The following is a 20,820-nucleotide window of genomic DNA, read 5'->3' on the forward strand; positions in this document are numbered from 1 at the left end:
CTACTGCTCCTTCAATCGGGGAATGGGTTGGGCCAGACCGGATTCGATCTGGTCCAGCGATGCATTGAGGGTGTCGCGCACGGTGGCGCGGTCGGTGATGGCGTTCGGGTCGGTGCGGGTGACCAGGAACTCGAGGGCGGTGCGGGCGGCGGCGATGGCGCCGTGCAGCACCAGGTGTGGATACAGCGCGCTGGTGCTGTGGCCGCGGTCGACGATCAGGGCGGCCACGCGCTGCTCGATCTGTCCGATCAGATCAACGTGTCGCGAGCGTGCGGTCATCAGGGGTTCGGAATCGAGCAGCCGCAGCAACGTGGCGAACTCGGCCGGTTCGCCGAGGTCCGGGGTCGCGGTGGCGACATCGACGAGGGCGAAACGGACGGACTGCCAGAAGGATTCGTCGACAGGACGTGATTCGATCCGCTCCACGATGGAGTCGAAGAGGGCTGTCGCGAAGTAGACGAGTGCGTCTTCTTTCCCGCTGAAGTAGTTGTGGAAGGTGCGCACCGAGACCCCGGCCTCGGCTGCCACCGCGTCGATGGTGACACCGTCGATGCCGTCACGGGTCGCCATCCGCAGGACTGCCCGGGCGAGTGCGAGACGGGTGGCCGCCTTCTTGGTCTCGCGCAGGCTGGTCGCAGTCACGGGTTCCACGGTAGACAAGTTGCACACGTCTGCAAGTTTGCAGTCGGATGCAAAAATGCGAGAGTGGTCACACTGTGGCGGTCGTGGTGACAAGGTCGACTCCCGTGATGGGGAACTCAACGACGCGGCCGAACGTCTTCGCCGGCCGCAATGCGATCGTGACGGGTGGCGGTTCGGGGATCGGGGCGGCGCTCACCCGCGCTCTTGCGGCCGCGGGCGTCGACGTGACCTGCGCCGACATCGACGCGTCGGCAGCCGAACGGGTCGCTACGGGCAACGACCGGATCCGTCCGGTGACGCTCGATGTCACCGATGCGGACGCGGTGACCCGCGTCGTCGAGGACGTGGTGGCCCGCGACGGCCGCATCGACCTGATGGTCAACAACGCCGGCATCTTCTGGGGTGGTCCCACCGAGGAACTGAGTCGCGACCAGTGGAACGCCATCATCGACGTCAACATCCGGGGCGTCGTGCACGGTGTGACGGCGGCCTACCCGCACATGGTGCGGCAGCGCTCCGGGCACATCGTCAACACCGCGTCGATGGGTGGGCTGACCGCCGCCGGTCTCATCACGAGTTACGTGATGACCAAGCACGCCGTCGTCGGGCTCTCGCTGGCGTTACGCTCCGAAGCCGCCGGTTACGGCGTGGGCGTGACGGCGCTGTGTCCGGCCGCGGTGGAGACACCGATCCTGGACAAGGGCGGCATCGGCGGTTTCGTCGGACGCGACTATTTCCTTTCTGGACAAGGGGTTTCGACTGCCTATGATCCGGACCGGTTTGCCCGCGACGCGCTGGCGGCCATCGAACGCGACCGCGCGCTACTGGTCGTCCCGGTGCAGGCGCGGATGGCCTGGCGCTTCAGTCGCCTCGCACCCGGCCTGATGGGGAGGATGGCGCGGCGCTTCGTCGACCAGCAGCGGCAGCGGCACCCGGCGTGACGGGGGCTCGAGCAGACCGGAGCGTCAGTGCACGCTGGACAGAATGGCCAGCACCACTCCGACGACGGTCAGCACGCCGACGATAACCGCCATCACGATGGTCAGCCGGCGGCGGCCGTGGCGGGCAGCGTTGATGCCGACCCCGATGCAGATCAGGATCACCGCGGAGTAGAGCGAGATCCCGAGCGTCAACAGTGCCGGGGAGGTCTCGGCGAGTGCGAGCGGGGCGCCGTTGGTCATGACGTGAGTACATCATGTGGGTTGGTTCTGGCCCAATTCCCAGGACATTGGCCCGACTGCTCTTGGACTGTTCTCAGCAGCCCGGACGACCTTGGACGCCGTGAACACCGAGAACTGGAACCCCCACGGCTATGACACCCCGCCGCCGCCACAGCCACAGCCGCAACCGCCGCCACAGCCGCCCCGTCGTCTCGCCGGTCCCGTGGTGGCCGCGGCGGTCATCGCCGGTCTGATCGGTGGCGGGGTGGGACTCGGTGGCAGCCTGCTGATCGATCAGGCGGCACCGAACCGAACCGCCGTGCCCGCGCTCATCGCGCAACCGAATGCCACCAGCGCCGCCGATCTGCAGCCCGGCTCGACGACCTACGCCGCACAGGTGGCATCCAAGTTCACCGCCGACATCCGGGTGGCCACCTCGCAGGGCACCGCTGTCGGCAGCGGGATCGTGTTGTCGCCGGACGGCTATGTGCTCACCAACAATCACGTGGTTTCCGGGCGTCCGATGGCAGCCAGATCCAGGTCACCACCTCCGACGGCAAGACCTACGCGGGTGCCGTCACCGGGACCTCACCCTCCTATGATCTCGCGATCGTGAAGCTGGCCAACGCCTCCGGACTGACGCCGGCCACGCTGGGGCAGTCGTCCGGACTCAAGGTCGGCGAGCAGGTGGTCGCGGTGGGGTCACCGGAGAACCTGTCCAATACCGTCACCTCGGGCATCATCTCGGCCTTGTCGCGAACGGTGACCGCCGGCAGCCAGGACGGTGGCGGCGAGGTCGCCGTCTACAACGGTTTGCAGACCGATACGCCGATCAACCCGGGAAATTCCGGTGGGCCACTGGTGAATCTGTCCGGTCAGGTCATCGGCGTCAATTCGGCCGTGGACACCGGGCAGGGGTCCACCGGTGGTGTCCAGGCCTATGGTCTGGGATTCGCCATCCCCATCGACACCGCCCGTCGGGTGGCCAATGAGCTGCTCGCCGACGGTCATGCGACGAAACCCGTTCTCGGCGTGTCCGGTTCGCTGGAGGCGCAGAACGACAACGGCGTGGCCGGTGCGCGCCTCACCTCCGTGGAGTCCGGTGGCGCGGCCGATGCCGCAGGCATCAAGGCGGGTGACGTCGTCACCAAGGTGGGGGACGCGATGATCGGCAACTACGCCGACCTGATGGCCCAGATCCTCACCCGCGCACCGGGTCAGACGGTGCCGGTCACCGTATCCTCGGGTGGACAGACCAGAACGGTTCAGGTCACACTCGGGTCCGCGGTGGACAAGCAGCAGACCGTGATCACGCGGTCCCCGTTCGGCGGTCTCGTCCCCTGACCTCACCCGCCGAAGAGCAGGTACAGTCCGCCGAAGGTGTAGGCGACCATCACCACGATCAGCCCGAGCTGTCCGGACAGCTGATGTCCCTTGGGTAGAATGCGCAGTGAACGGTCATGTGCCGCAATCACTCCGAGGACGTGTCCGCAGAGCACGAACAACATCTTCGATGTTGCCAGCACCCCCTGGTGTTCGGACAGTACGTAGGAGACGCTCAGGTCGGAGATGCCGAGGACATTCCAGCCCAGATCGGCGGGATCGGCCAGCAGGATCAGCGTGGCCTGTCCCTTCTCCACGAGATAGGAGAAGTAGTGGGCGAAGATGTATCCGACGATGATCGGCACGATCGAATGCACCAGCCGACCGGGTAATGCGCGTCGTTGCTCCCTGGTGACCCCGCCCACCATCTGCGTCGATACCCAGTAGGTGGTCGCCACAATGCCGACGGCACAGAGCAATCCGATGGTTCGCCAGGTCTGTGGTGCGCCGCTGTCCTCGACGAAACGGGCCCAATTCGGGAACGCGTTGAAGCTGTCGAACGCCGTCGATCCGAGGAGTACGGCGACCACGGCGACGATCCCCGGCACCGGCACCAGTCCACCCAGCGAATCCAGCGGATTACGCCAGGCCAGGGCGCCGTCGCGGCCGCGGCCGACGATCGCGAGATTCGACACCAGCGAGCTGTACACCTCGAACGGGTCCGCCGCGGCACACCAGTCCCGGCCGAAGATCGCCGAACCGATCAACACGACGGCCACATAAGCCAGCAACCAGGTGCGCACTGCCCACACCTCACCGTTGCTGCTGCAGGCGAGTTCGAGCCAGGCGAAGGCGAACAGCCCCAGCGCTCCGGGCCACACGCCGACCCAGCGGGGCAGCGTCAGTGGCGCCGGCCGGTCTCGAAAGAGCACGCGGTGCACCGTCCGCCACGGTGACAGCACCCGCCAGAACGGTCCGAGCAACAGTGAGGCGGGCACCAGACCGACCCACACCAGGACGTAGAGGAATCCGGGCAGGGGATTGCGGCCGGCCTCCGCCGATACCGCGAAGGCGGCGAGTCCCACCCAGACGACCAGCGCCACCGCGAGCAGCCGCAGCACACCGCGGATACGGGAGTCGTCGGAGAGCGCGGCCACCGGCGCCGGCAGCCGACGCGCCACGCGGTCGGGCTGCAGGCGCGGCGTCTTCCACACCACGATCGTGATGACGAACGACAGGGTCAGCGCCCACGCGCCGCCGATGAGTGCATAGGTGAACGGGATCGGCAGATCGGTTGATCCGCCGATACCGTGGGCGAGAAGCATCGGAACTCAGCGCACCTGCAGGGTGGCCACGGTGACGTCGGCCTCATGGAGTTCGATGGCGACCGACCCGGGCACCGCGACGGTGAACTCGAAGCGCTGCCGTTGTGCGCCCGCGGACACCTCGAAGGAATGCTCGGGAGTGGAGTGGACATGCAGCTCGTCGGCGGTGTCGGAGGTGACGTACAGGACGACCGGTTTGCCGACGGTCGCCTCGATGCGGGCGTTACGCGGGGTGACGGCGCCGTCGGCGATGGTGATGTCGACGGTGGTCGCGTCGTCCTGGGGGGAGCTGATGCTCACGGCGGTCTGCGCCGAGCTGCTGGTCGCAGGCGCGTCGGAGTCGCTGCCGCAGGCGGTGACGCCGACGCCGAGCGCGCTCAGGATCGCCACCGCACCGATCAGGGGTCGCAGCCGGGTGTTCATCGGTCTCCTTCGGTGTTGTCGTCGGATGTGTTTGTCGGGTCCGGGTTCTCGGTCGTGTCGGGGTGTGCCGTGTCCGGGTCTGTGTCTTCGAGCGCCTCGTGGGCCATCGCGTTCTCGAGGGCCTCGGCCCGGCGATCGCGGATCACGATCACCAGGATGACGACGACGATGACGGCCACCGGAAGCAGCGCCGGGATGGCGAGGAGGACCGAGTGGTCGGCCAGATAGATCGTGTGCGGTGCAGCCGATCTCACCGGGACGTTCCGGTGGTGGGTCGCTCGGGTGCTCGTGGCGCCGGCGCGGCGCCCGGGGTGGCGTCGACCTCGGCGAGCTGTTCACGGCGGGCGGCATTGACGCGTACCGCACCCCAGCACAGCAACCAGATGAATGCGAGCGTGCAGGCGAGCACCACCAGCGAAGCCATCCCGAAGGCGAGCGCCGACGCGTCGGCCTTGCGTTCACGCTGCAGGATCGACAGCTCCTGCTCGAACGGGTAGGCGGTGCCGGGCTGCGCGATCACCTCGGTGGCCCCGATGCCGGGATCGGCGGGCAGGTACACCGGCACCGCTCCCATCTCCTTGCCGTTCTGCACCCGCAGCAACGTTTTCCAACTGCCGCCCACCGGGAACGGTTCGGTGGTCTCGTAGGTGGTGGGGCCCACCTTGCGCAGGGTGTCGATGTGCAATCCACGCAGTTCGCTCTCGCCGCCCTGCCATGCCATGAGCTGCACCCACTCGGCGTCGTCGGGGATCTCGCGGCTCAATTCGATTGTCGCCGTACGCATCGTGTTGCCGTCGTCCGCGGCGGCGTCGGCGACGGTGAATGTGGCGGTGAGATCCGGTGTGTGATAGGTCAATCCGTTGGCGGTGACGATCGCCGCCACGGCCACGAAGACCACCATGATGCTGCGCCGGATCGCCGGTCGCGGTAGCGGCTCGCCGCGGACCGCCACCACGAACAGCGCGGCCACGAGCCCGGAGATGGTGGCCGCCGGCACCGCCATCAGCAATGCCTCGACGGTGAAGCCGGTGTTCCAGCCGATCGGGAACACGGCGTTCACCCAGATCCGTTCGAGGAAGAAGCCGAGCGTTCCGGCGAGCAGTCCGGCGACCGCTCCGAACAGCAAGCGGCGCTGCAGGAGTGGGGTGAAGGCCAGTACCTCGACGATGATCGCGATGCCGAGGTAGAGCGGGAAGATGCTGAACGGCGCCTCGGCCGGAACCCAGACGATCCACGCGATGACCTCGCGGATGATCGCCGCGGCCAGGACCGCGAACACCGCGGCGCCACGTCCGGCGAGCAGCCGCCCCACGACGAGGGCAAAGGCGCCGGCCGCCAGCATCAGCGTCGGATGGAAGACGGCGCGGAATTACTGTACGCCGAAGTCGAATTCGACCTGATAGACCGACATGCCGATGACGAGACCGGCAGCCATCATCGCGCGGCCGAACCACACCATGAAGCTGCCGCGGCCCGGTGGGCGCCCGTCCTCGCCCACGAGGTCACCGGCGTCGTCGCGATGGAGTCTCGGCGCGGCGGCGCCCTCCCAGTCGAGGATGATGATCGCCAGCAACGACAGGCCGGCGCCACCGATGAGCATCAGATGCGTCGGACCCCACAGGGTGACGTCCTGGCCGAAGATGCGATGCCAGATGTCGTCGAGCGGGAAGCCGATCAGCGCGTAGAGGCCGGCGGTGGCGATGAGGATGCCGCCGGTGGGGGCATACCAGGTACGGGTGATCTTCACCGGGACGCGACCGGACTGCGACCCCGGCGGGGTGCCCGGTTCCTCACGCGGCAGGATCATCGCCAGCACGCCACCGATGAACAGGAAGAACAGGCCGAACAGGATGAAGTAGTGGGCCGGGTTGGCCAGCGGCCCGGAGTCGCGGCCGCGGCCGATGTGCAGGCTGACGTCCTAGATGAACCCGAACATCGCGGTGATGATCGTGGTGGTGAACAGCAGGCTCGGCAGCGCCACCCAGGGCGGGCGCCGGAACAGGCGGCCGGCGAACTCGGCGAAGGTCTGCAGCCAGGTGATCCGCCGGGTTCGATGAAGGTAGGCGATCAGGCCCAGGCCCGCGGAGATGACGCCGGCAATGGCGGTCATCAGGAGGACCTGGTCGAGTGCGGCACCACCTCCCTCGTCGGCGGCGAGGATAGCCCAGGGTGCATCACGGCACTGTCCACCTGGTCACAATGCCCGGTCTGTCCCTATTGTGTCAATAGTCGTTGTCAGGGTTGCCTACGGAGCATTCCCCAGAACCCGAAGGCCACGGTTGCCAGCACGCTGACCACCGTGAACCACGGCAGTCCGATCTCGACGATGATCGGCACGGCGAGTGCGGTCAACAGACCGCCGCCCAGGAACGGTTCGTACGGCAGTTGCTTGTAACCGTAGGCGTCGGCCGTGGCGGTGCGCCGCTGCGGATCGACCATGTCGGCGAGCACGAAACCGGTGGCCACATTGCCCTGAGATTGGCCGAAATCGGCGATCGAGTGCTCGAACCAGTCGTCGCGATGGAAGCGCCGGCCGACGGTGAGCAGGCATACCACGCTCCAGCCGACGCCCACCACGGTGAAGACGATCATCGCGGGCACGTTGGAGCCGATTGTGGCCAGGGACATGGTGCCGATCGCACACACCAGCAGGATGTCGAGGGCGACCGACGAAATCCCCTCCACGGCACGCTTGTCCACTCGATGTGCCTGACCGGTCCGGCCCACCAGCCACTGCACGATGAACCCGCCGATGACGGCGACGGGGAACAGCGGCATCTTGTCCAGGATGTCACTGCCGAGTGCGGAAACCACCGCGCGAGCCGCCCACAGGATTCCGACGGACAGCAGGATCGCAGTGCCGATCAAGGCGAACGCGACGGTCGTGGGATGAATCCCGTTGTCGGCAGCGGGCTTACGATCGGCCGGCACGACGTGGACGTCATCGACGTCGTAGCGTTCCTCGGGTTGCAGAGGTTCGTTGCGTTTCACCGTAATTCGCGGATTGCGCACCGCCCACCGGACGAGAGCCGAGCCCACGACGACGCCGGTCACCATGCTGATCGTCGCAAGTCCCAGACCCACGTCGACGAGTTCGCCGACCCCTTGATCGTCGAACACCTGCCCCATCCCGGCGATGGTGCCGTGGCCACCGGCGAACGACATCTCCAACAGCGCACCCGCTTTCGCGGGAACGTCGAAGAACGGGCCGAGTATCAGCAGCACGGCGAGGCCACCGAGGGCGAACTGGCCGAAGGACAGGAAGGCACCGAACAGCGCGTGGGGCGCGGCGGCACGCCAGAGCTGTGCCGGCTTGGGCAGGGTCTTGCCGATCATGATGGCGCCGAAGACGACGTTGATCATCAGGCCCGGGATCACGCGCCAGATCTCGACGACGGACTCGGGGAACAGTCCGTCGGTTCCGGTGACTTCGCCGAGCACCTGTGGGCCGAGGAGAAGCACCAGGAATCCGGCGATCACGCTTGCCGGGATGAACAGCGCCCGCAGAAACGGAACATGAGCCCGGATCACCCACGCGACGAGCAACATCACGCCCAGGATCACCACGGACAGGCCGACGTTCTGCGCGTCGGTGAGTCCTTGCGGTATGCGGGGAATGGTATCGACGGCTACGCCTGCGCCGCGGGGACCCCCTGGGTTTCGGGTGCCCCGCCGATGGGTGTACGGACGTTGATCAGAAGCCCGGCCATCAGTGCGACGCCGGCCAGAATCGCGGCGGCGACGTAGAAGCCGGTGCTCTCACCGTGCACCATCGCGTCCATCTGCAACGCCATCGCATCGGCCGGGCCGCGGATCGCGGTGTGATGATCGGTGATGTAGGCGGCCGCAGCGTTCGCGGCGATGGTGTTGAGTAGCGCTGTCCCGATCGCTCCGCCGACCTGCTGAGAGGTGTTGACCATCGCCGACGCGACGCCGGCGTCGCGGGGCTGGACCCCGTAGGTGGCGAGATTGATCGACGTCATGAATACCGTGCCCATCCCGGCGCCGAGCAGGAGCAGCGCGGGGAACATCACACTCCAGTAGCGGGTGGATTCTGCGGAGATCTGACTGAGCAGCAACATGCCCGCGGAGCCCAGCAGTGCGCCGGGCACCAGCAGGAATCGGGGCGGCACCCGGGTGATGAGGCGGGCCGCGATCTGGGTGGAGCCGATCAGCATGCCGAAGACCATCGGCAGAAAGGCGACGCCGGCGCTCAGCGGCGAATAGTGGTGGACCACTTGCATGTACAGGGTGAGGTACAGGAATGAGCCGAACATCGCGATCACGGACAGCCCGACGCTGAGGTACGCACCGCCGCGTGCGCGGTCGGCCACCACCCGCAACGGCAGCAGCGGATGCGGACTGCGGGCCTGCCAGGCGACGAACACCACCAGCAACACCACGGCCGCGATCAGGCAGGTGATGGTGCCCGTGTCACCCCAGCCCTCCTCGGCCGCCCGGCTGAATCCGTACACCACCAGCGCCAGTCCGCTACCGCCGAGGATGACGCCGGGAATGTCGAGTCGGGGAGTGTGGTCGTGTGCGCGCGGTGGCTCCTTGATCTCCACGATCGCACCGAACAACGCGATGGCTGCGAAGACGACGTTGATGTACATCGTCCAACGCCAGTCCAGGGTCTGGGTGAGCAGGCCACCGAGCAGCAGGCCGATGGCCGCGCCGCCGCCCGCGATGGCGCCGAAGATGCCGAAGGCGCGGGCGCGTTCCTTGGGGGCGGTGAACATGACGGTCAGCAGGGACAGCGCCGACGGGGCCAGCAGCGCGCCGAAGGCGCCCTGCAAAGCCCGCGCGCCGAACAGCATTGCCTCGTTGACCGCCGCACCGCCGAGCGCCGAGGCGACGGCGAATCCGATGAGACCGGTGATCAGGGCACGACGACGTCCCCACAGGTCAGCGATGCGACCACCGGCGAGCAGCAGACCGCCGAAGGCGAGCGCATAGGCGGTGATGACCCATTGCTGGTTCGCGGTGCTGATACCGAGGTCGATCTTGGCGTCGGGCAACGCGATGTTGACCACGGTGCCGTCGAGCACCACCATCAACTGCGCCAGACAGATGAAGACGAGCGCCTTCCACCGTCGCGGATCGGGTTGCGACGATGGCGGTGGAACGGGTGCAGACATGTCGGGGCTCACTCTCATCATGTTTACCCCGTTGCCAACGGATACGAAATAGGCTTTATGCCTGCGACTTTCGATGTCGCAATTGCCCGATCGTGGCAGTGCCCCCAGTCGGACTCGAACCGACACTGGACCGATTTTAAGTCGGCTGCCTCTGCCAATTGGGCTATGGGGGCTCGCGCTACAGCATGGCACGACGCCGGCGGGTGTCGTCCAACCGGTCGAAGGTCATTGACCCCGCTAACTTACGGCGGATAACTTAACGGTGATAACTGTCTGACGACTCGCGGGGGAGTTCTGATGTTGGTCCGAATGACGAGGTTCGTCATAGCCGTGCCGAGGCGCGTGCTGATCGGCGCGGTGGTGTTGCTCGCGCTGTGTGGGGTGTACGGGTTCGGGGCCGCGCAGCATCTGCTGTCCGGCGGATATAGCGACCCGAACTCGGAATCGGCGCAGGCACAACAGGTCCTCGATGACACCTTCGAGCGCGGTGGCGTGCAGGTGGTGCTCAAACTCGACGGTCCACCCGGCATGGACATGGCGCAGGACGCGACTGCGCGGGCGGTCGGGACCGAATTGATCCGTGAACTCGACCAACTCGACTATTTGCAGCAACCGATCCTGTCGGTGTGGACGAGCCCGACGCTGCGCTCGGCGCTGGTCAGCCGCGATGGGTCGTCGGCGCTGATCATCGCGACCCTCGACGGCGGCGAAGAGCTCGCGCCGGCGCATGCGAAGGAGATCGAATCCCGTTTCACCGGTGAGCGACAAGGGATCTCGGTTCGCGTGGGCGGACAGGGGATGGTCTTCGAGCAGGTCAACGATCAGACGACGCGTGACCTGGCGGTGGCCGAGGGAATCGCCATCCCGATCAGTTTCCTGGTGCTGATCGTGGTCTTCGGCGGTGCCATCGCCGCGGCGCTCCCGGTGGTGATCGGCATCGTCGCGATCGTCGCGACCTTCGCCCTGCTACGGCTCATCGCGGCCTTCACCGACGTGTCGATCTTCGCGCTCAACCTGACCACCGCGATGGGGCTCGCCCTGGCCATCGACTACACGCTGCTGTTGCTCACCCGCTACCGCGAGGAGGTGGCGGGCGGACGAGAACGCCCGGACGCCATCGTGGTGACCCTGTCGACGGCCGGGCGAACGGTCGCGTTCTCGGCGGTGACGGTCGCGCTCGCCCTCTGCGCACTGGCGATCTTCCCCATGTACTTCCTGCGGTCGTTCGCCTATGCGGGACTCGGCGTGGTGGCGGTCGCGGCGGTGTCCGCACTGGTGCTCACCCCGGCCATCCTGATGGTCCTCGGTGATCGCATCGACGCCGCCGACGTCCGTAAACCGTTGCGGCGGTTGTTCCGTCGGCCCACACCGGTCCCGAAGACCACCGAGGAGACCTGGTGGTATCGCGCCGTGCAGTGGGTGTTGCGACACGCGGTGCCGGTGGCCGCGGTCACCACCGCCTTCCTGCTCGTGCTGGGTGCTCCGTTCCTGTCCATCAACTTCGGCTTCCCCGATGACCGGGTGCTGCCGCCCGGTGCCAGCGCACACGCGATCCAGCAGGAGATCCGCGACGACTTCGAGGACAACCTCACCGGCACCATCACCATCGTCGCGTCCGGCTCCACCGACGCGGCCCAGCTCGGCGACTACACGCGCGCGCTGTCGACGGTCCCCGACGTGGCGTCGGCCTCGTCATCGGCGGGCACCTTCGCCGACGGCCGGCCGATCGGGCCCGGCGATCCCGCGGCCACCAGGGGTGACAAGCACATCGTCACCGTCACGACCGACCGTGAACCGATGAGCGACGCTGCGCGGGAGCAACTCGACGCCCTGCGGGCCGTTGCGGTGCCCACTGGGTTCGCGGTGCAGATCACCGGTCTCGCGGCCACCAATCAGGACACCGTCCAATCGATCTACGATCATCTGCCGTGGGTGCTCGCGGTGATCGCGATCGCCACGTTCATCCTGCTGTTCCTGTTCACCGGCAGCATCGTGCTTCCACTGAAAGCCTTGGTGCTCAACATCTTGTCGCTGTCGGCGACCTTCGGCGCGATGGTCTGGTTCTTCCAGGACGGTCACCTCGGCGGGCTCGGCACCACGGCGACCGGCTACCTCGTCGCCACGATGCCGGTGCTGATGTTCTGCATCGCGTTCGGATTGTCGATGGACTACGAGGTGTTCCTGCTCGGCCGCATCCGCGAGGAGTGGCTGAAATCCGATCGCACCCGCGAGGCCAGCGACCACGCCGTCGCGCTCGGCCTGGCCAAGACCGGGCGCGTGATCACCGCGGCCGCCCTGCTGATGAGCATCGTGTTCGCCGGGATCGCCGCATCCGAGGTGTCCTTCATGCGCATGTTCGGCGTCGGACTGACCCTTGCCGTCCTCATGGACGCCACCCTGATCCGGATGTTGCTGGTCCCGGCGTTCATGCGGCTGGCCGGCCGGGCCAACTGGTGGGCGCCGACCCCGCTCCGGCGATTGCATGACCGGATCGGCCTGAGCGAGGGCGAACCGTCCGGCAATCCCCATGACCGTCAATCGGAGGTGTCGAGTGAGCGCACCGCGGCCGAGAAGTCCGCGTCGGACCCGGTCTCCCCGCGGCTCCGGTGAGATCCTGGCGGCCGAGATCATCGCGGCCGCATCGGAGCTGTTCGTCGAACGCGGCAGTGACACCGACGTCTCCATCCGTGCGGTGGCCGAGCGAGTGGGCGTGACCCCGCCGTCGATCTATCTGCACTTCGCCGACAAGGCGGCCCTGCTCGACGCCGTCTGCGCCCGCTACTTCGAAGATCTCGACGAGCAGATGGCGGTTGCCTCTGCCGGTGTCGGGGACCCGCTCGAGCGGGCTTTGAGTCAGGGCCTGGCCTATGTGCGCTTCGCGCAGGCCAACCCGGTCCTCTACGGCGTCGCCTTCCGCACCCCACCCACCTCCGGCAGGCACCTCAAGGTCGACGAGGTGCTCGCCGCGTCGGCGTACACGCGATTCTCCGGCATCGTGCGTGAACTGGCCGAGGAAGGCATGTTCGCCGCCGACGACGTCGATGACATCGTCCTCGAGTTCTGGGCGGCCGCCCATGGCATCGCATCGCTGATGCTCACCAAACCCGGGCTGCCGTGGGGCGATGACCTCCGGCATGCGGAGAACGTGCTGCGTTCGGTCTGGCTGGGGCGGGCTGCACTCGGGTCGCCGAACGACAAGATGGTCAAGAGAAGGTAAAGTCGCCAGGGAACGGCCGTCCGTGGGGAACCCACGCGGGAGTGCCGTCGTTGACACGACAGATATCCGCAGCGAACACAAGAGGAGCGTTTCGTGCGAGAGAGCAGCAACCCGGTGATGCGCGGCGTGGTCCGTGACAACCAGACCGGGTACGCGGGCTTCGGAGCCGGCATGGCCGGCGCCGGACAAGGCGCAATGATGAACCAGTTCGGGCAGCAGACCGCCGACCCGTACGCCCAGCCGGCGCCGCCGGCCACCCGTCAGCTCACCATCGATGACGTCGTCACCAAGACCGCGATCACCCTGGGTGTGCTGACCATCTCGGCGATCGTCACCTACTTCCTGGTCGATCAGAACGAGGCGCTCGCCATGCCTCTGATGGCGCTCGGCGCGATCGTCGGCCTGGTCCTCGTCCTCGTCGCCTCCTTCGGGCGTAAGCAGGACAACCCCGCGATCGTCCTGGCCTACGCAGTATTCGAAGGTCTCTTCCTCGGCGCCATCTCCTTCGTCTTCGCGGAGTTCGTGGTCGGCGACAGCATCAGCGCGGGCGCACTGATCGGCCAGGCGGTCCTCGGTACCTTCGGCGTGTTCTTCGGCATGCTCGTGGTGTACAAGGTCGGCGCCATCCGCGTGACCCCTCGGTTCACCCGCATGCTGTTCGCCGGCATGATCGGCGTGATCGTGCTGATGCTCGGCAACCTGGTGTTCGGCCTGTTCAGCGGTAGCGCCGGCCCCCTGCGCGACGGTGGGCCCATCGCGATCATCTTCTCGCTGGTCTGCATCGCGCTCGCCGCGTTCAGCTTCCTGCTCGACTTCGACGCCGCCGACCGGCTCATCCGCGCCGGTGCGCCGTCGCGTGCCGCCTGGGGCGTGGCTCTCGGCCTGACCGTCACCCTGGTCTGGCTCTACATCGAGATCCTGCGTCTGCTGAGCTACTTCAACTCCGACTAGTCAGCACTCGACGAGAAGGGCCCCGCACCGGTGCGGGGCCCTTCTCGTCGGTCTGCTGGTTCAGCTCAGTCGCTCGAGAACCATCGCCATACCCTGGCCACCGCCGACACACATCGACTCGATCCCAAAGGTCTTGTCGCGGGTCTGCAGGTTGTTGAGCAGCGTGGTGGTGATCCGCGCGCCGGTCATCCCGAACGGGTGGCCGAGGGCGATGGCACCGCCGGAGACGTTCAGCTTGTCGTGATCGATGCCGAGTTCGTTCGCCGATCCGAGCACCTGCACGGCGAAGGCCTCGTTGATCTCCACCAGGTCGATGTCAGAGAGCGACATGCCGGAGATGCGCAGGACCTTGCGGATCGCCTCGATCGGGCCGAGACCCATGATCTCCGGTGACAGTCCGGTTGCGGCGGTCGCCACCACACGGGCCAGCGGGGTCAGGCCGAGCTGCTTGGCCTTGCTGTCGCTCATGATGACCAGCGCGGCCGCGCCGTCGTTGAGTGGGCAGGCGTTCCCGGCGGTTACGGTGCCGTCGGGACGGAACACCGGCTTGAGCTGGGACACCTTTTCGTAGGTGGTTCCCGCGCGGGGACCGTCGTCGGTGTTGACGGTCGATCCGTCGGGCAGCGTGACCGGGTCGATCTCCCGCTCGAAGAAGCCGGCGTTGATGGCCTCTTCGGCACGGTTCTGGCTGAGCACACTCCAGCGGTCCTGATCCTCCCGCGAGATGCCGGTAAAACTCGCCACGTTCTCGGCGGTCTGACCCATCGCGATGTAGACATCGGGGATCAGGCCCTGCTCACGCGGATCGGTCCACGCCGGGGCACCGCCCTCGGCGGCCTTGGCGGTGCGGGCCTGCGCGTCGTCGAAGACGGGGTTCTTGGAGTCGGGCGCGCCGTCGGCGCCGCCGGAGATGCCGAAGCTCGACACGCTCTCCACACCACCGGAGATGAGGACGTCGGCCTCACCGGCCTTGATGGCGTGCAGCGCCATCCGGGTGGTCTGCAGCGACGACGAGCAGTAGCGGTTCACGGTGACGCCGGGAATGTGGTCGTAGCCGAGTTCGACGGCGATGACGCGGGCGATGTTGTAGCCGCCCTGACCACCGGGCTGGCCGATGCCCCAGTGGATGTCCTCGATGTCGGAGGGTGCCAGTTCGGGCACCTTTGCGAGGGCGGCGGCGACCATCTGGCGGGACAGTTCGTCCGGCCGGACGTCCTTGAGGGATCCCTTTCCGGCGCGGCCGATAGGGGAGCGGGCATGGGCGACGATGACGGCTTCAGGCATGGCCTTCACGCTACACGGGGCCACCAAGCACCTGCTTGGTGGCCTGAGTCGTCGCAGTGTGGCCGCCTCACACCCCGATCGCGCGCCGCACCCGGTTGACGAGCCGGGTCTGTTCGGCGGCCTCGGACACCTCCGGCGGCTGCGGCAGCGGCGTCGGCCCCCACTCGCCGATCGCGGCCAGCACCTCCGGCAGCAGGATCTCGGCGGCCAGCGCGTACCCGGCGGCCGACGGATGGTACTGATCGGTGGAGAACAGGTGATCGGGCTTGTCCCGGAACTCCTTGGCCAGCAGATCGGCCATCGGGACCGGCCGCCCGCCCGCCGAACGCACTGCTGCGCGCTGGGCCGCCGCGAGGCGTAAACCCCAGCGCCGCAACACCCACCGCAGCGGTTGCGGTATCGCGGTGATCACCCCGAAGTCCGGGCAGGTGCCCACCACCACCTTGGCCCCGCCGTCGACGAGCATGCGCACGGCCTCGCCGAGGCGCTGCGCCGACGCCCCGGGGCGGTTGGTGGCCGTCACGTCGTTGGCGCCGACGAGGATCACCGCCACATCCGGTTTGTCTTTGGCGATGAACGTCGCCTCCACCTGACCGGCGAGGCCCTTGGAGGTGGCCCCGACGATGGCCTTGTTGCTGTAGCGGACGGTGTGTCCGGTCTCCGCGCAGACCCGACGGGTCAGCGCGACGCCGGGCGTCTCGTCGGCGGTCTCGGCGCCGAGTCCGGCGGCCGTCGAGTCGCCGAAGACCGTGAGGTGCAGATCCACCGGTAGATCCTGGTCTCGCCGGTAGGGGATCGGACCGGTGCCGTCGGGCAGGTAGACACCGTCGCCGTCGGGGGCGTTGTCGGTGCGGTGCGGGATGATCGTGCGCGCGGTCGCGGCCTGATAGTGCAAGAAGTTGTAGAAGGCCCACGATGCGCCGGCGGTCGTGGCGGCGGCCGCTGCCGTGGCGCCGACGTCCCGGAGTACGCGATTGTCAGCCACAAGAAACCTTCACGACGGACACGGCCCACAGTGTAATCGGACGGCATGGGACGATGGAGTCATGCGCATCGCCAATCATGTCGTGGACCTGGTGGGCAACACCCCGCTGGTCAAGCTGAACTCCGTGACCACGCCGGGTTCCGGCCTGGTGGCCGCCAAGGTGGAGTACCTGAATCCGGGTGGCAGCAGCAAGGATCGGATCGCCGTCCGCATGGTCGACGCGGCCGAGAAGTCGGGTGAGCTCAAGCCGGGTGGCACCATCGTCGAGCCCACTTCGGGCAACACCGGTGTCGGTCTGGCACTGGTCGCACAGCAACGCGGATACAAATGCGTCTTCGTGTGCCCCGACAAGGTCGGCGAGGACAAACGCAACGTGCTGCGGGCCTACGGTGCAGAGGTGGTGGTCTGCCCGACGGCGGTCGAACCGTCGCATCCCGACAGCTACTACAACGTCTCCGACCGGCTGACCCGCGAGATTGAGGGCGCCTGGAAACCCAACCAGTACGCCAACCCGGCGGGCCCGCAGAGCCACTACGAGACCACCGGCCCGGAGATCTGGAACGACACCGACGGCAAGGTCACCCACTTCGTCGCCGGCGTCGGCACCGGCGGCACCATCACCGGCACCGGCCGCTACCTCAAGGAGGTGTCGGGCGGTGCGGTGAAGGTTGTCGGCGTCGACCCGGAGGGGTCGGTGTACTCCGGCGGCACCGGTCGCCCGTATCTGGTCGAGGGTGTCGGCGAGGACTTCTGGCCGGAGGCCTATGACCCGTCGATCCCTGACGAGATCATCGCCGTCAGCGACGCGGACTCCTTCGACATGACCCGACGCCTCGCCCGCGAGGAGGGACTGCTTGTCGGTGGCTCCTGCGGCATGGCCGCCGTCGCGGCCCTGCAGGTCGCCGAACGTGAGGGACCCGACGCCGTCGTGGTGGTGCTGCTGCCCGACGGTGGGCGTGGGTACATGGCCAAGATCTTCAACGACGAGTGGATGAGCAGCTACGGATTCCTGCGCACCCCGCTCGACGGCAAGACCAAGGAGTCGTTGGTGGGTGATGTGTTGCGCGGCAAGACCGGCGCGCTGCCGGATCTGGTGCACACCCATCCGTCGGAGACCCTGCGCGATGCCATCGAGATCCTCCGCGAATACGGCGTGTCGCAGATGCCCGTCGTCGGGGCCGAGCCGCCAGTGATGGCCGGTGAGGTGGCCGGTGCGGTCACCGAACGCGACCTGCTCAGCGCCGTCTTCGAGGGCCGCGCCAGTCTCGCCGACCCGGTGTCGGCGCACATGGGCGATCCGTTCCCGCTGATCGGTTCCGGCGAGCCGGTGTCCGCGGCGACCAAGGCACTCGGCGAATCCGATGCGCTGATGGTGGTCGAGGACGGCAAACCCATCGGTGTGATCACCCGCCACGACCTGCTGGCCTTCGTCAGCAGCCACCCGATCGTCGGATAGGAGAACCAGCTGTGAGCCAAGCCTTTTCGACCGGCTTCTCGACCCGCGCCATCCACGCCGGCTACGAGCCGGACCCGCAGACCGGTGCGGTCAACGTGCCGATCTACGCGAGTTCCACGTTCGCCCAGGACGGTGTCGGCGGACTGCGCCAGGGATTCGAGTACGCGCGTACCGGTAACCCCACTCGACGTGCGCTCGAGGCCAACCTCGCCGCACTGGAGAACGGAACCCACGGGCGCGCCTTCGGTTCCGGCATGGCCGCCACCGACACCCTGCTGCGTGCGACGCTGCGTCCCGGCGATCACCTCGTCATCCCGAACGACGCCTACGGCGGTACCTTCCGGCTCATCGACAAGGTCTTCACCCAGTGGGGCATCACCTATTCCGTCGCCCCGGTCACCGACGTCGACGCCGTACGCGCCGCCATCCGGCCGGAGACCAAGCTGGTCTGGACCGAGACACCCACCAACCCGCTGCTCAACGTTGGTGACATCGAGGCGCTGGCCTCGGTGGCCCACGATGCGGGTGCAAAGCTGGTGGTGGACAACACCTTCGCTTCCCCGTATCTGCAGCAGCCGTTGTCGCTGGGCGCGGATGTGGTGCTGCATTCGACCACCAAGTATCTCGGCGGGCACTCCGATGTGGTCGGTGGTGCGCTGATCACCGACTCGACCGAACTCGACGAGGCGTTCGCGTTCCTGCAGAACGGGGCCGGTGCGGTACCCGGACCGTTCGACGGATACCTGACCCTGCGCGGCATCAAAACCCTTGCGGTGCGGATGGATCGGCACTGCGACAACGCCGAGAAGGTCGTCGAGTTCCTGAGCGGGCACGACAAGATCGACGCCGTGCTCTACCCGGGTCTTTCGACACATCCCGGGCACGGCGCCGCGGCCAAGCAGATGAAGCGGTTCGGCGGAATGGTGTCGGTGCTGGTCAAGGACGGAATGGATGCGGCGCAGAAGTTCTGTGCCCGCACCGAGGTGTTCACCCTCGCCGAGTCGCTCGGCGGCATCGAGTCGCTGATCGAGCATCCGGGCGCGATGACGCACGCCTCGACGGCCGGGTCGCTGCTGGAGGTCCCGGAGAACCTGGTGCGACTCTCGGTGGGTATCGAGGACATCGACGACATCCTCGCCGACCTGGACAACGCACTCGCCTGACGGGAGCGCCGCCCGCCGCATGTTGCTCACCCCAACCGACATCGACGCCGCCACCGAGGCACTGGCCCCGGTGATGCGCCGGACGCCGATGGTGGCCTCGCGTGTGCTGTCCGAACGGACCGGCTGCGAGGTGTGGCTCAAATGCGAGAACCTGCAACGCACCGGCTCGTTCAAACCGCGCGGTGCCTACCTGCGGATCTCCCGGCTCTCCGACGACGAGCGGGCCCACGGGGTGGTGGCGGCCAGCGCCGGCAACCACGCGCAGGGGGTGGCGTGGTCGGCGAGCGAACTCGGGATACCGGCGCGGGTGTACATGCCCACCGGCGCCTCGCTGCCGAAGATTGTCGCCACCAAAGCCTATGGCGCCGAAGTCGTTCTGGAGGGTTCGACGGTCGACGAGGCGCTGATCGCCGCGCAGCGTCACGCCGAGGAGACCGGTGCGGTCCTCATTCATCCGTTCGATCATCCCGACATCGTCGCCGGTCAGTCGACCGTCGGGGTGGAGATCCTCGAGCAGATGCCCGACGTCTCCGCGGTGATCGTGCCGCTCGGCGGTGGCGGCCTGCTTGCCGGTGTCGCGACCGCGATCAAGCAGCGTCGTCCCGAGGTCCGGGTGATCGGCGTGCAGGCGGCCACCGCGGCGGCCTGGCCACGTTCGCTCGCCGAAAATCGGCCGGTGGCAGCCGAATCCATGAACACGATGGCCGACGGAATCGCCGTGGCCCGTCCCGGGATGGTGCCGTTCGAACACGTCGTGAGCTACGTCGACGACGTGGTGACCGTCGCCGAAGATCTGCTGAGCACCGCGCTGCTGCTCATGCTCGAACGCGCGAAGCTCGTCGTCGAGCCTGCCGGGGCGGCCGGGGTCGCGGCCATGATGGCCGGCGAACTCACCGACCTGACCGGACCGGTCTGCGTGGTGGTCTCCGGCGGCAACATCGATCCGCTGCTGCTGACGCATGTCAGCACCCACGGACTCGCCGCCGCCGGCCGCTACCTCACCGTCACCGCCACCATCTCCGATCGGCCCGGCGGACTCATCGCGCTGCTCGAGTTGCTGCGAGACGCCGGGGCCAGCGTCCTCGACGTGGTGCATTCCCGCGTCGTCGACGACCTGTACCTCGACGAGGTGCAGGTGACGGTCAGCGTCGAGACGCGAGGTCCCGAGCATCAGCGTGAGCTGCGTGAGATGCTCGCGGAGGCAGGTTTCCTCCGCGACTGATCGCCTCGCCGCTCAGCTCTGCGGCGACAACTGCGCGAAATGCCGCAGCGTGTCCGTTTCGACCGTCTTGAACACCTTCGACGCGGTCGGACCGGAGAAGGCGGAGACGACCTTCGCCGAGGTGGCGAGTTCGATGCCGAACAGCCAGATGAGCCGGCAGCCCACGTCGGCCGGAGTCACCTCGGTGAGCTCGCCGAAGCGTCGCAGACCCGGCGTCGACGCCGACGTCGCGTAGAAGGCGTTGCGGTAGTTGCCCGTTGCCGCATCCTCATCCCACACGAAGAAGTGCTCCGACAGGCCCGCGCCCGGCAGCGCCGCCCGGCGGGTCGTCCCCACGCCGTACGGGGCGGGGGAGGTGAACTCGATGGATTTGATCGCGCGGCACCAGTCGAGGGTGTTCTGCCGGGTCAGCTCGGCCCACGCGCGCGCAGGCGTGACCGGCAGGTTCACATCGATGCGGTAGGTGATCGGGGCGGAGTCGAAGAAGTCGACGTCGATGGGTGCGTGCCATGACTCATTCAAACATGC

17 protein-coding genes, 1 tRNA gene and 2 pseudogenes are annotated in these 20,820 nt (G+C 67.4%); 8 read left to right on the forward strand and 12 right to left on the reverse strand.

Features of this window, described 5'->3' with window-relative positions; all coding sequences use genetic code 11:
* Positions 1-642: a TetR/AcrR family transcriptional regulator gene (locus GBRO_RS07865; protein ID WP_041920330.1), complete on the reverse strand. Its 642-nt coding sequence runs from the start codon at positions 640-642 to the stop codon at positions 1-3.
* Between the two features lie 107 nt (positions 643-749).
* Here GBRO_RS07865 and GBRO_RS07870 point away from each other — a divergent pair, with 107 nt between their 5' ends.
* Positions 750-1,583, forward strand: coding sequence for an SDR family NAD(P)-dependent oxidoreductase (locus GBRO_RS07870; protein WP_012833444.1), 834 nt, complete (start codon positions 750-752; stop codon positions 1,581-1,583).
* Between the two features lie 24 nt (positions 1,584-1,607).
* On the opposite strand, the gene GBRO_RS07875 is transcribed toward GBRO_RS07870, so the two are convergent.
* Positions 1,608-1,823, reverse strand: a complete 216-nt coding sequence (locus GBRO_RS07875; RefSeq protein WP_012833445.1) for a hypothetical protein — start codon at positions 1,821-1,823, stop codon at positions 1,608-1,610.
* A 91-nt stretch (positions 1,824-1,914) separates the two neighbouring features.
* On the opposite strand from GBRO_RS07875, the pseudogene GBRO_RS07880 reads away from it, so the two are divergent.
* A pseudogene (locus GBRO_RS07880) lies at positions 1,915-3,146 on the forward strand (S1C family serine protease).
* Positions 3,147-3,148: 2 nt separating this feature from the next.
* Here the strand turns inward: GBRO_RS07880 and GBRO_RS07885 are convergent.
* The 7 genes and pseudogenes from GBRO_RS07885 to GBRO_RS07915 all read right to left on the reverse strand — a co-directional run bounded on the left by GBRO_RS07885 (position 3,149) and on the right by GBRO_RS07915 (position 10,187).
* On the reverse strand, positions 3,149-4,450 hold the full coding sequence (locus tag GBRO_RS07885; RefSeq protein WP_012833446.1) for a hypothetical protein: 1,302 nt from the start codon (positions 4,448-4,450) through the stop codon (positions 3,149-3,151).
* Positions 4,451-4,456: 6 nt separating this feature from the next.
* Positions 4,457-4,873, reverse strand: a complete 417-nt coding sequence (locus GBRO_RS07890) for a hypothetical protein (protein ID WP_012833447.1) — start codon at positions 4,871-4,873, stop codon at positions 4,457-4,459.
* Positions 4,870-5,127, reverse strand: coding sequence for a hypothetical protein (locus GBRO_RS07895; protein WP_012833448.1), 258 nt, complete (start codon positions 5,125-5,127; stop codon positions 4,870-4,872). The genes GBRO_RS07890 and GBRO_RS07895 overlap by 4 nt, the downstream gene beginning before the upstream one ends.
* Positions 5,124-6,983: pseudogene (locus GBRO_RS07900) on the reverse strand (hypothetical protein). Before GBRO_RS07900 ends, GBRO_RS07895 begins: the two are co-directional and overlap by 4 nt.
* A 125-nt stretch (positions 6,984-7,108) precedes the next feature.
* Positions 7,109-8,440, reverse strand: a complete 1,332-nt coding sequence (locus GBRO_RS07905) for a sodium/glutamate symporter (protein WP_012833449.1) — start codon at positions 8,438-8,440, stop codon at positions 7,109-7,111.
* A 62-nt stretch (positions 8,441-8,502) separates the two neighbouring features.
* Positions 8,503-10,014, reverse strand: a complete 1,512-nt coding sequence (locus GBRO_RS07910; protein WP_012833450.1) for an MFS transporter — start codon at positions 10,012-10,014, stop codon at positions 8,503-8,505.
* 99 nt (positions 10,015-10,113) lie between these two features.
* Positions 10,114-10,187, reverse strand: a tRNA-Leu gene (locus GBRO_RS07915).
* Positions 10,188-10,311: 124 nt separating this feature from the next.
* Between GBRO_RS07915 and GBRO_RS07920 the strand changes: the two genes are divergently transcribed.
* The 3 genes from GBRO_RS07920 to GBRO_RS07930 all read left to right on the forward strand — a co-directional run bounded on the left by GBRO_RS07920 (position 10,312) and on the right by GBRO_RS07930 (position 14,182).
* Complete coding sequence (locus GBRO_RS07920; protein ID WP_012833451.1) at positions 10,312-12,624, forward strand: MMPL family transporter; 2,313 nt, start codon at positions 10,312-10,314, stop codon at positions 12,622-12,624.
* Positions 12,542-13,231: a TetR/AcrR family transcriptional regulator gene (locus tag GBRO_RS07925; protein WP_052298236.1), complete on the forward strand. Its 690-nt coding sequence runs from the start codon at positions 12,542-12,544 to the stop codon at positions 13,229-13,231. Before GBRO_RS07920 ends, GBRO_RS07925 begins: the two co-directional genes overlap by 83 nt.
* Positions 13,232-13,324: 93 nt before the next feature.
* Complete coding sequence (locus tag GBRO_RS07930; RefSeq protein WP_012833453.1) at positions 13,325-14,182, forward strand: Bax inhibitor-1/YccA family protein; 858 nt, start codon at positions 13,325-13,327, stop codon at positions 14,180-14,182.
* 60 nt (positions 14,183-14,242) lie between these two features.
* Here GBRO_RS07930 and GBRO_RS07935 read toward each other — a convergent pair whose 3' ends face one another.
* Together GBRO_RS07935 and GBRO_RS07940 are read right to left on the reverse strand one after the other, a co-directional pair.
* Positions 14,243-15,466: an acetyl-CoA C-acetyltransferase gene (locus tag GBRO_RS07935; protein ID WP_041920331.1), complete on the reverse strand. Its 1,224-nt coding sequence runs from the start codon at positions 15,464-15,466 to the stop codon at positions 14,243-14,245.
* A 67-nt stretch (positions 15,467-15,533) separates the two neighbouring features.
* Positions 15,534-16,451, reverse strand: coding sequence for an SGNH/GDSL hydrolase family protein (locus GBRO_RS07940; protein ID WP_012833455.1), 918 nt, complete (start codon positions 16,449-16,451; stop codon positions 15,534-15,536).
* A 61-nt stretch (positions 16,452-16,512) separates the two neighbouring features.
* On the opposite strand from GBRO_RS07940, the gene GBRO_RS07945 reads away from it, so the two are divergent.
* Genes GBRO_RS07945 through ilvA form a run of 3 tightly spaced genes read left to right on the forward strand, consistent with a single transcriptional unit; the run spans position 16,513 to position 20,292 of the window.
* Positions 16,513-17,907, forward strand: a complete 1,395-nt coding sequence (locus GBRO_RS07945; protein WP_012833456.1) for a cystathionine beta-synthase — start codon at positions 16,513-16,515, stop codon at positions 17,905-17,907.
* Between the two features lie 11 nt (positions 17,908-17,918).
* Positions 17,919-19,070 carry a cystathionine gamma-synthase gene (locus GBRO_RS07950; RefSeq protein ID WP_012833457.1) on the forward strand — a complete coding sequence of 384 codons (1,152 nt, stop codon included), beginning with the start codon at positions 17,919-17,921 and terminating at the stop codon, positions 19,068-19,070.
* A 19-nt stretch (positions 19,071-19,089) separates the two neighbouring features.
* Complete coding sequence (gene ilvA, locus GBRO_RS07955) at positions 19,090-20,292, forward strand: threonine ammonia-lyase (protein WP_012833458.1); 1,203 nt, start codon at positions 19,090-19,092, stop codon at positions 20,290-20,292.
* Positions 20,293-20,304: 12 nt separating this feature from the next.
* On the opposite strand, the gene GBRO_RS07960 is transcribed toward ilvA, so the two are convergent.
* Positions 20,305-20,814 (reverse strand): SRPBCC family protein, encoded by a 510-nt coding sequence (locus tag GBRO_RS07960; RefSeq protein WP_012833459.1) that lies wholly within the window; start codon positions 20,812-20,814, stop codon positions 20,305-20,307.
* Positions 20,815-20,820 lie beyond the last annotated feature (6 nt).

Origin of the sequence: Gordonia bronchialis DSM 43247 (assembly GCF_000024785.1) — a bacterium.
Classification (GTDB): domain Bacteria; phylum Actinomycetota; class Actinomycetes; order Mycobacteriales; family Mycobacteriaceae; genus Gordonia; species Gordonia bronchialis.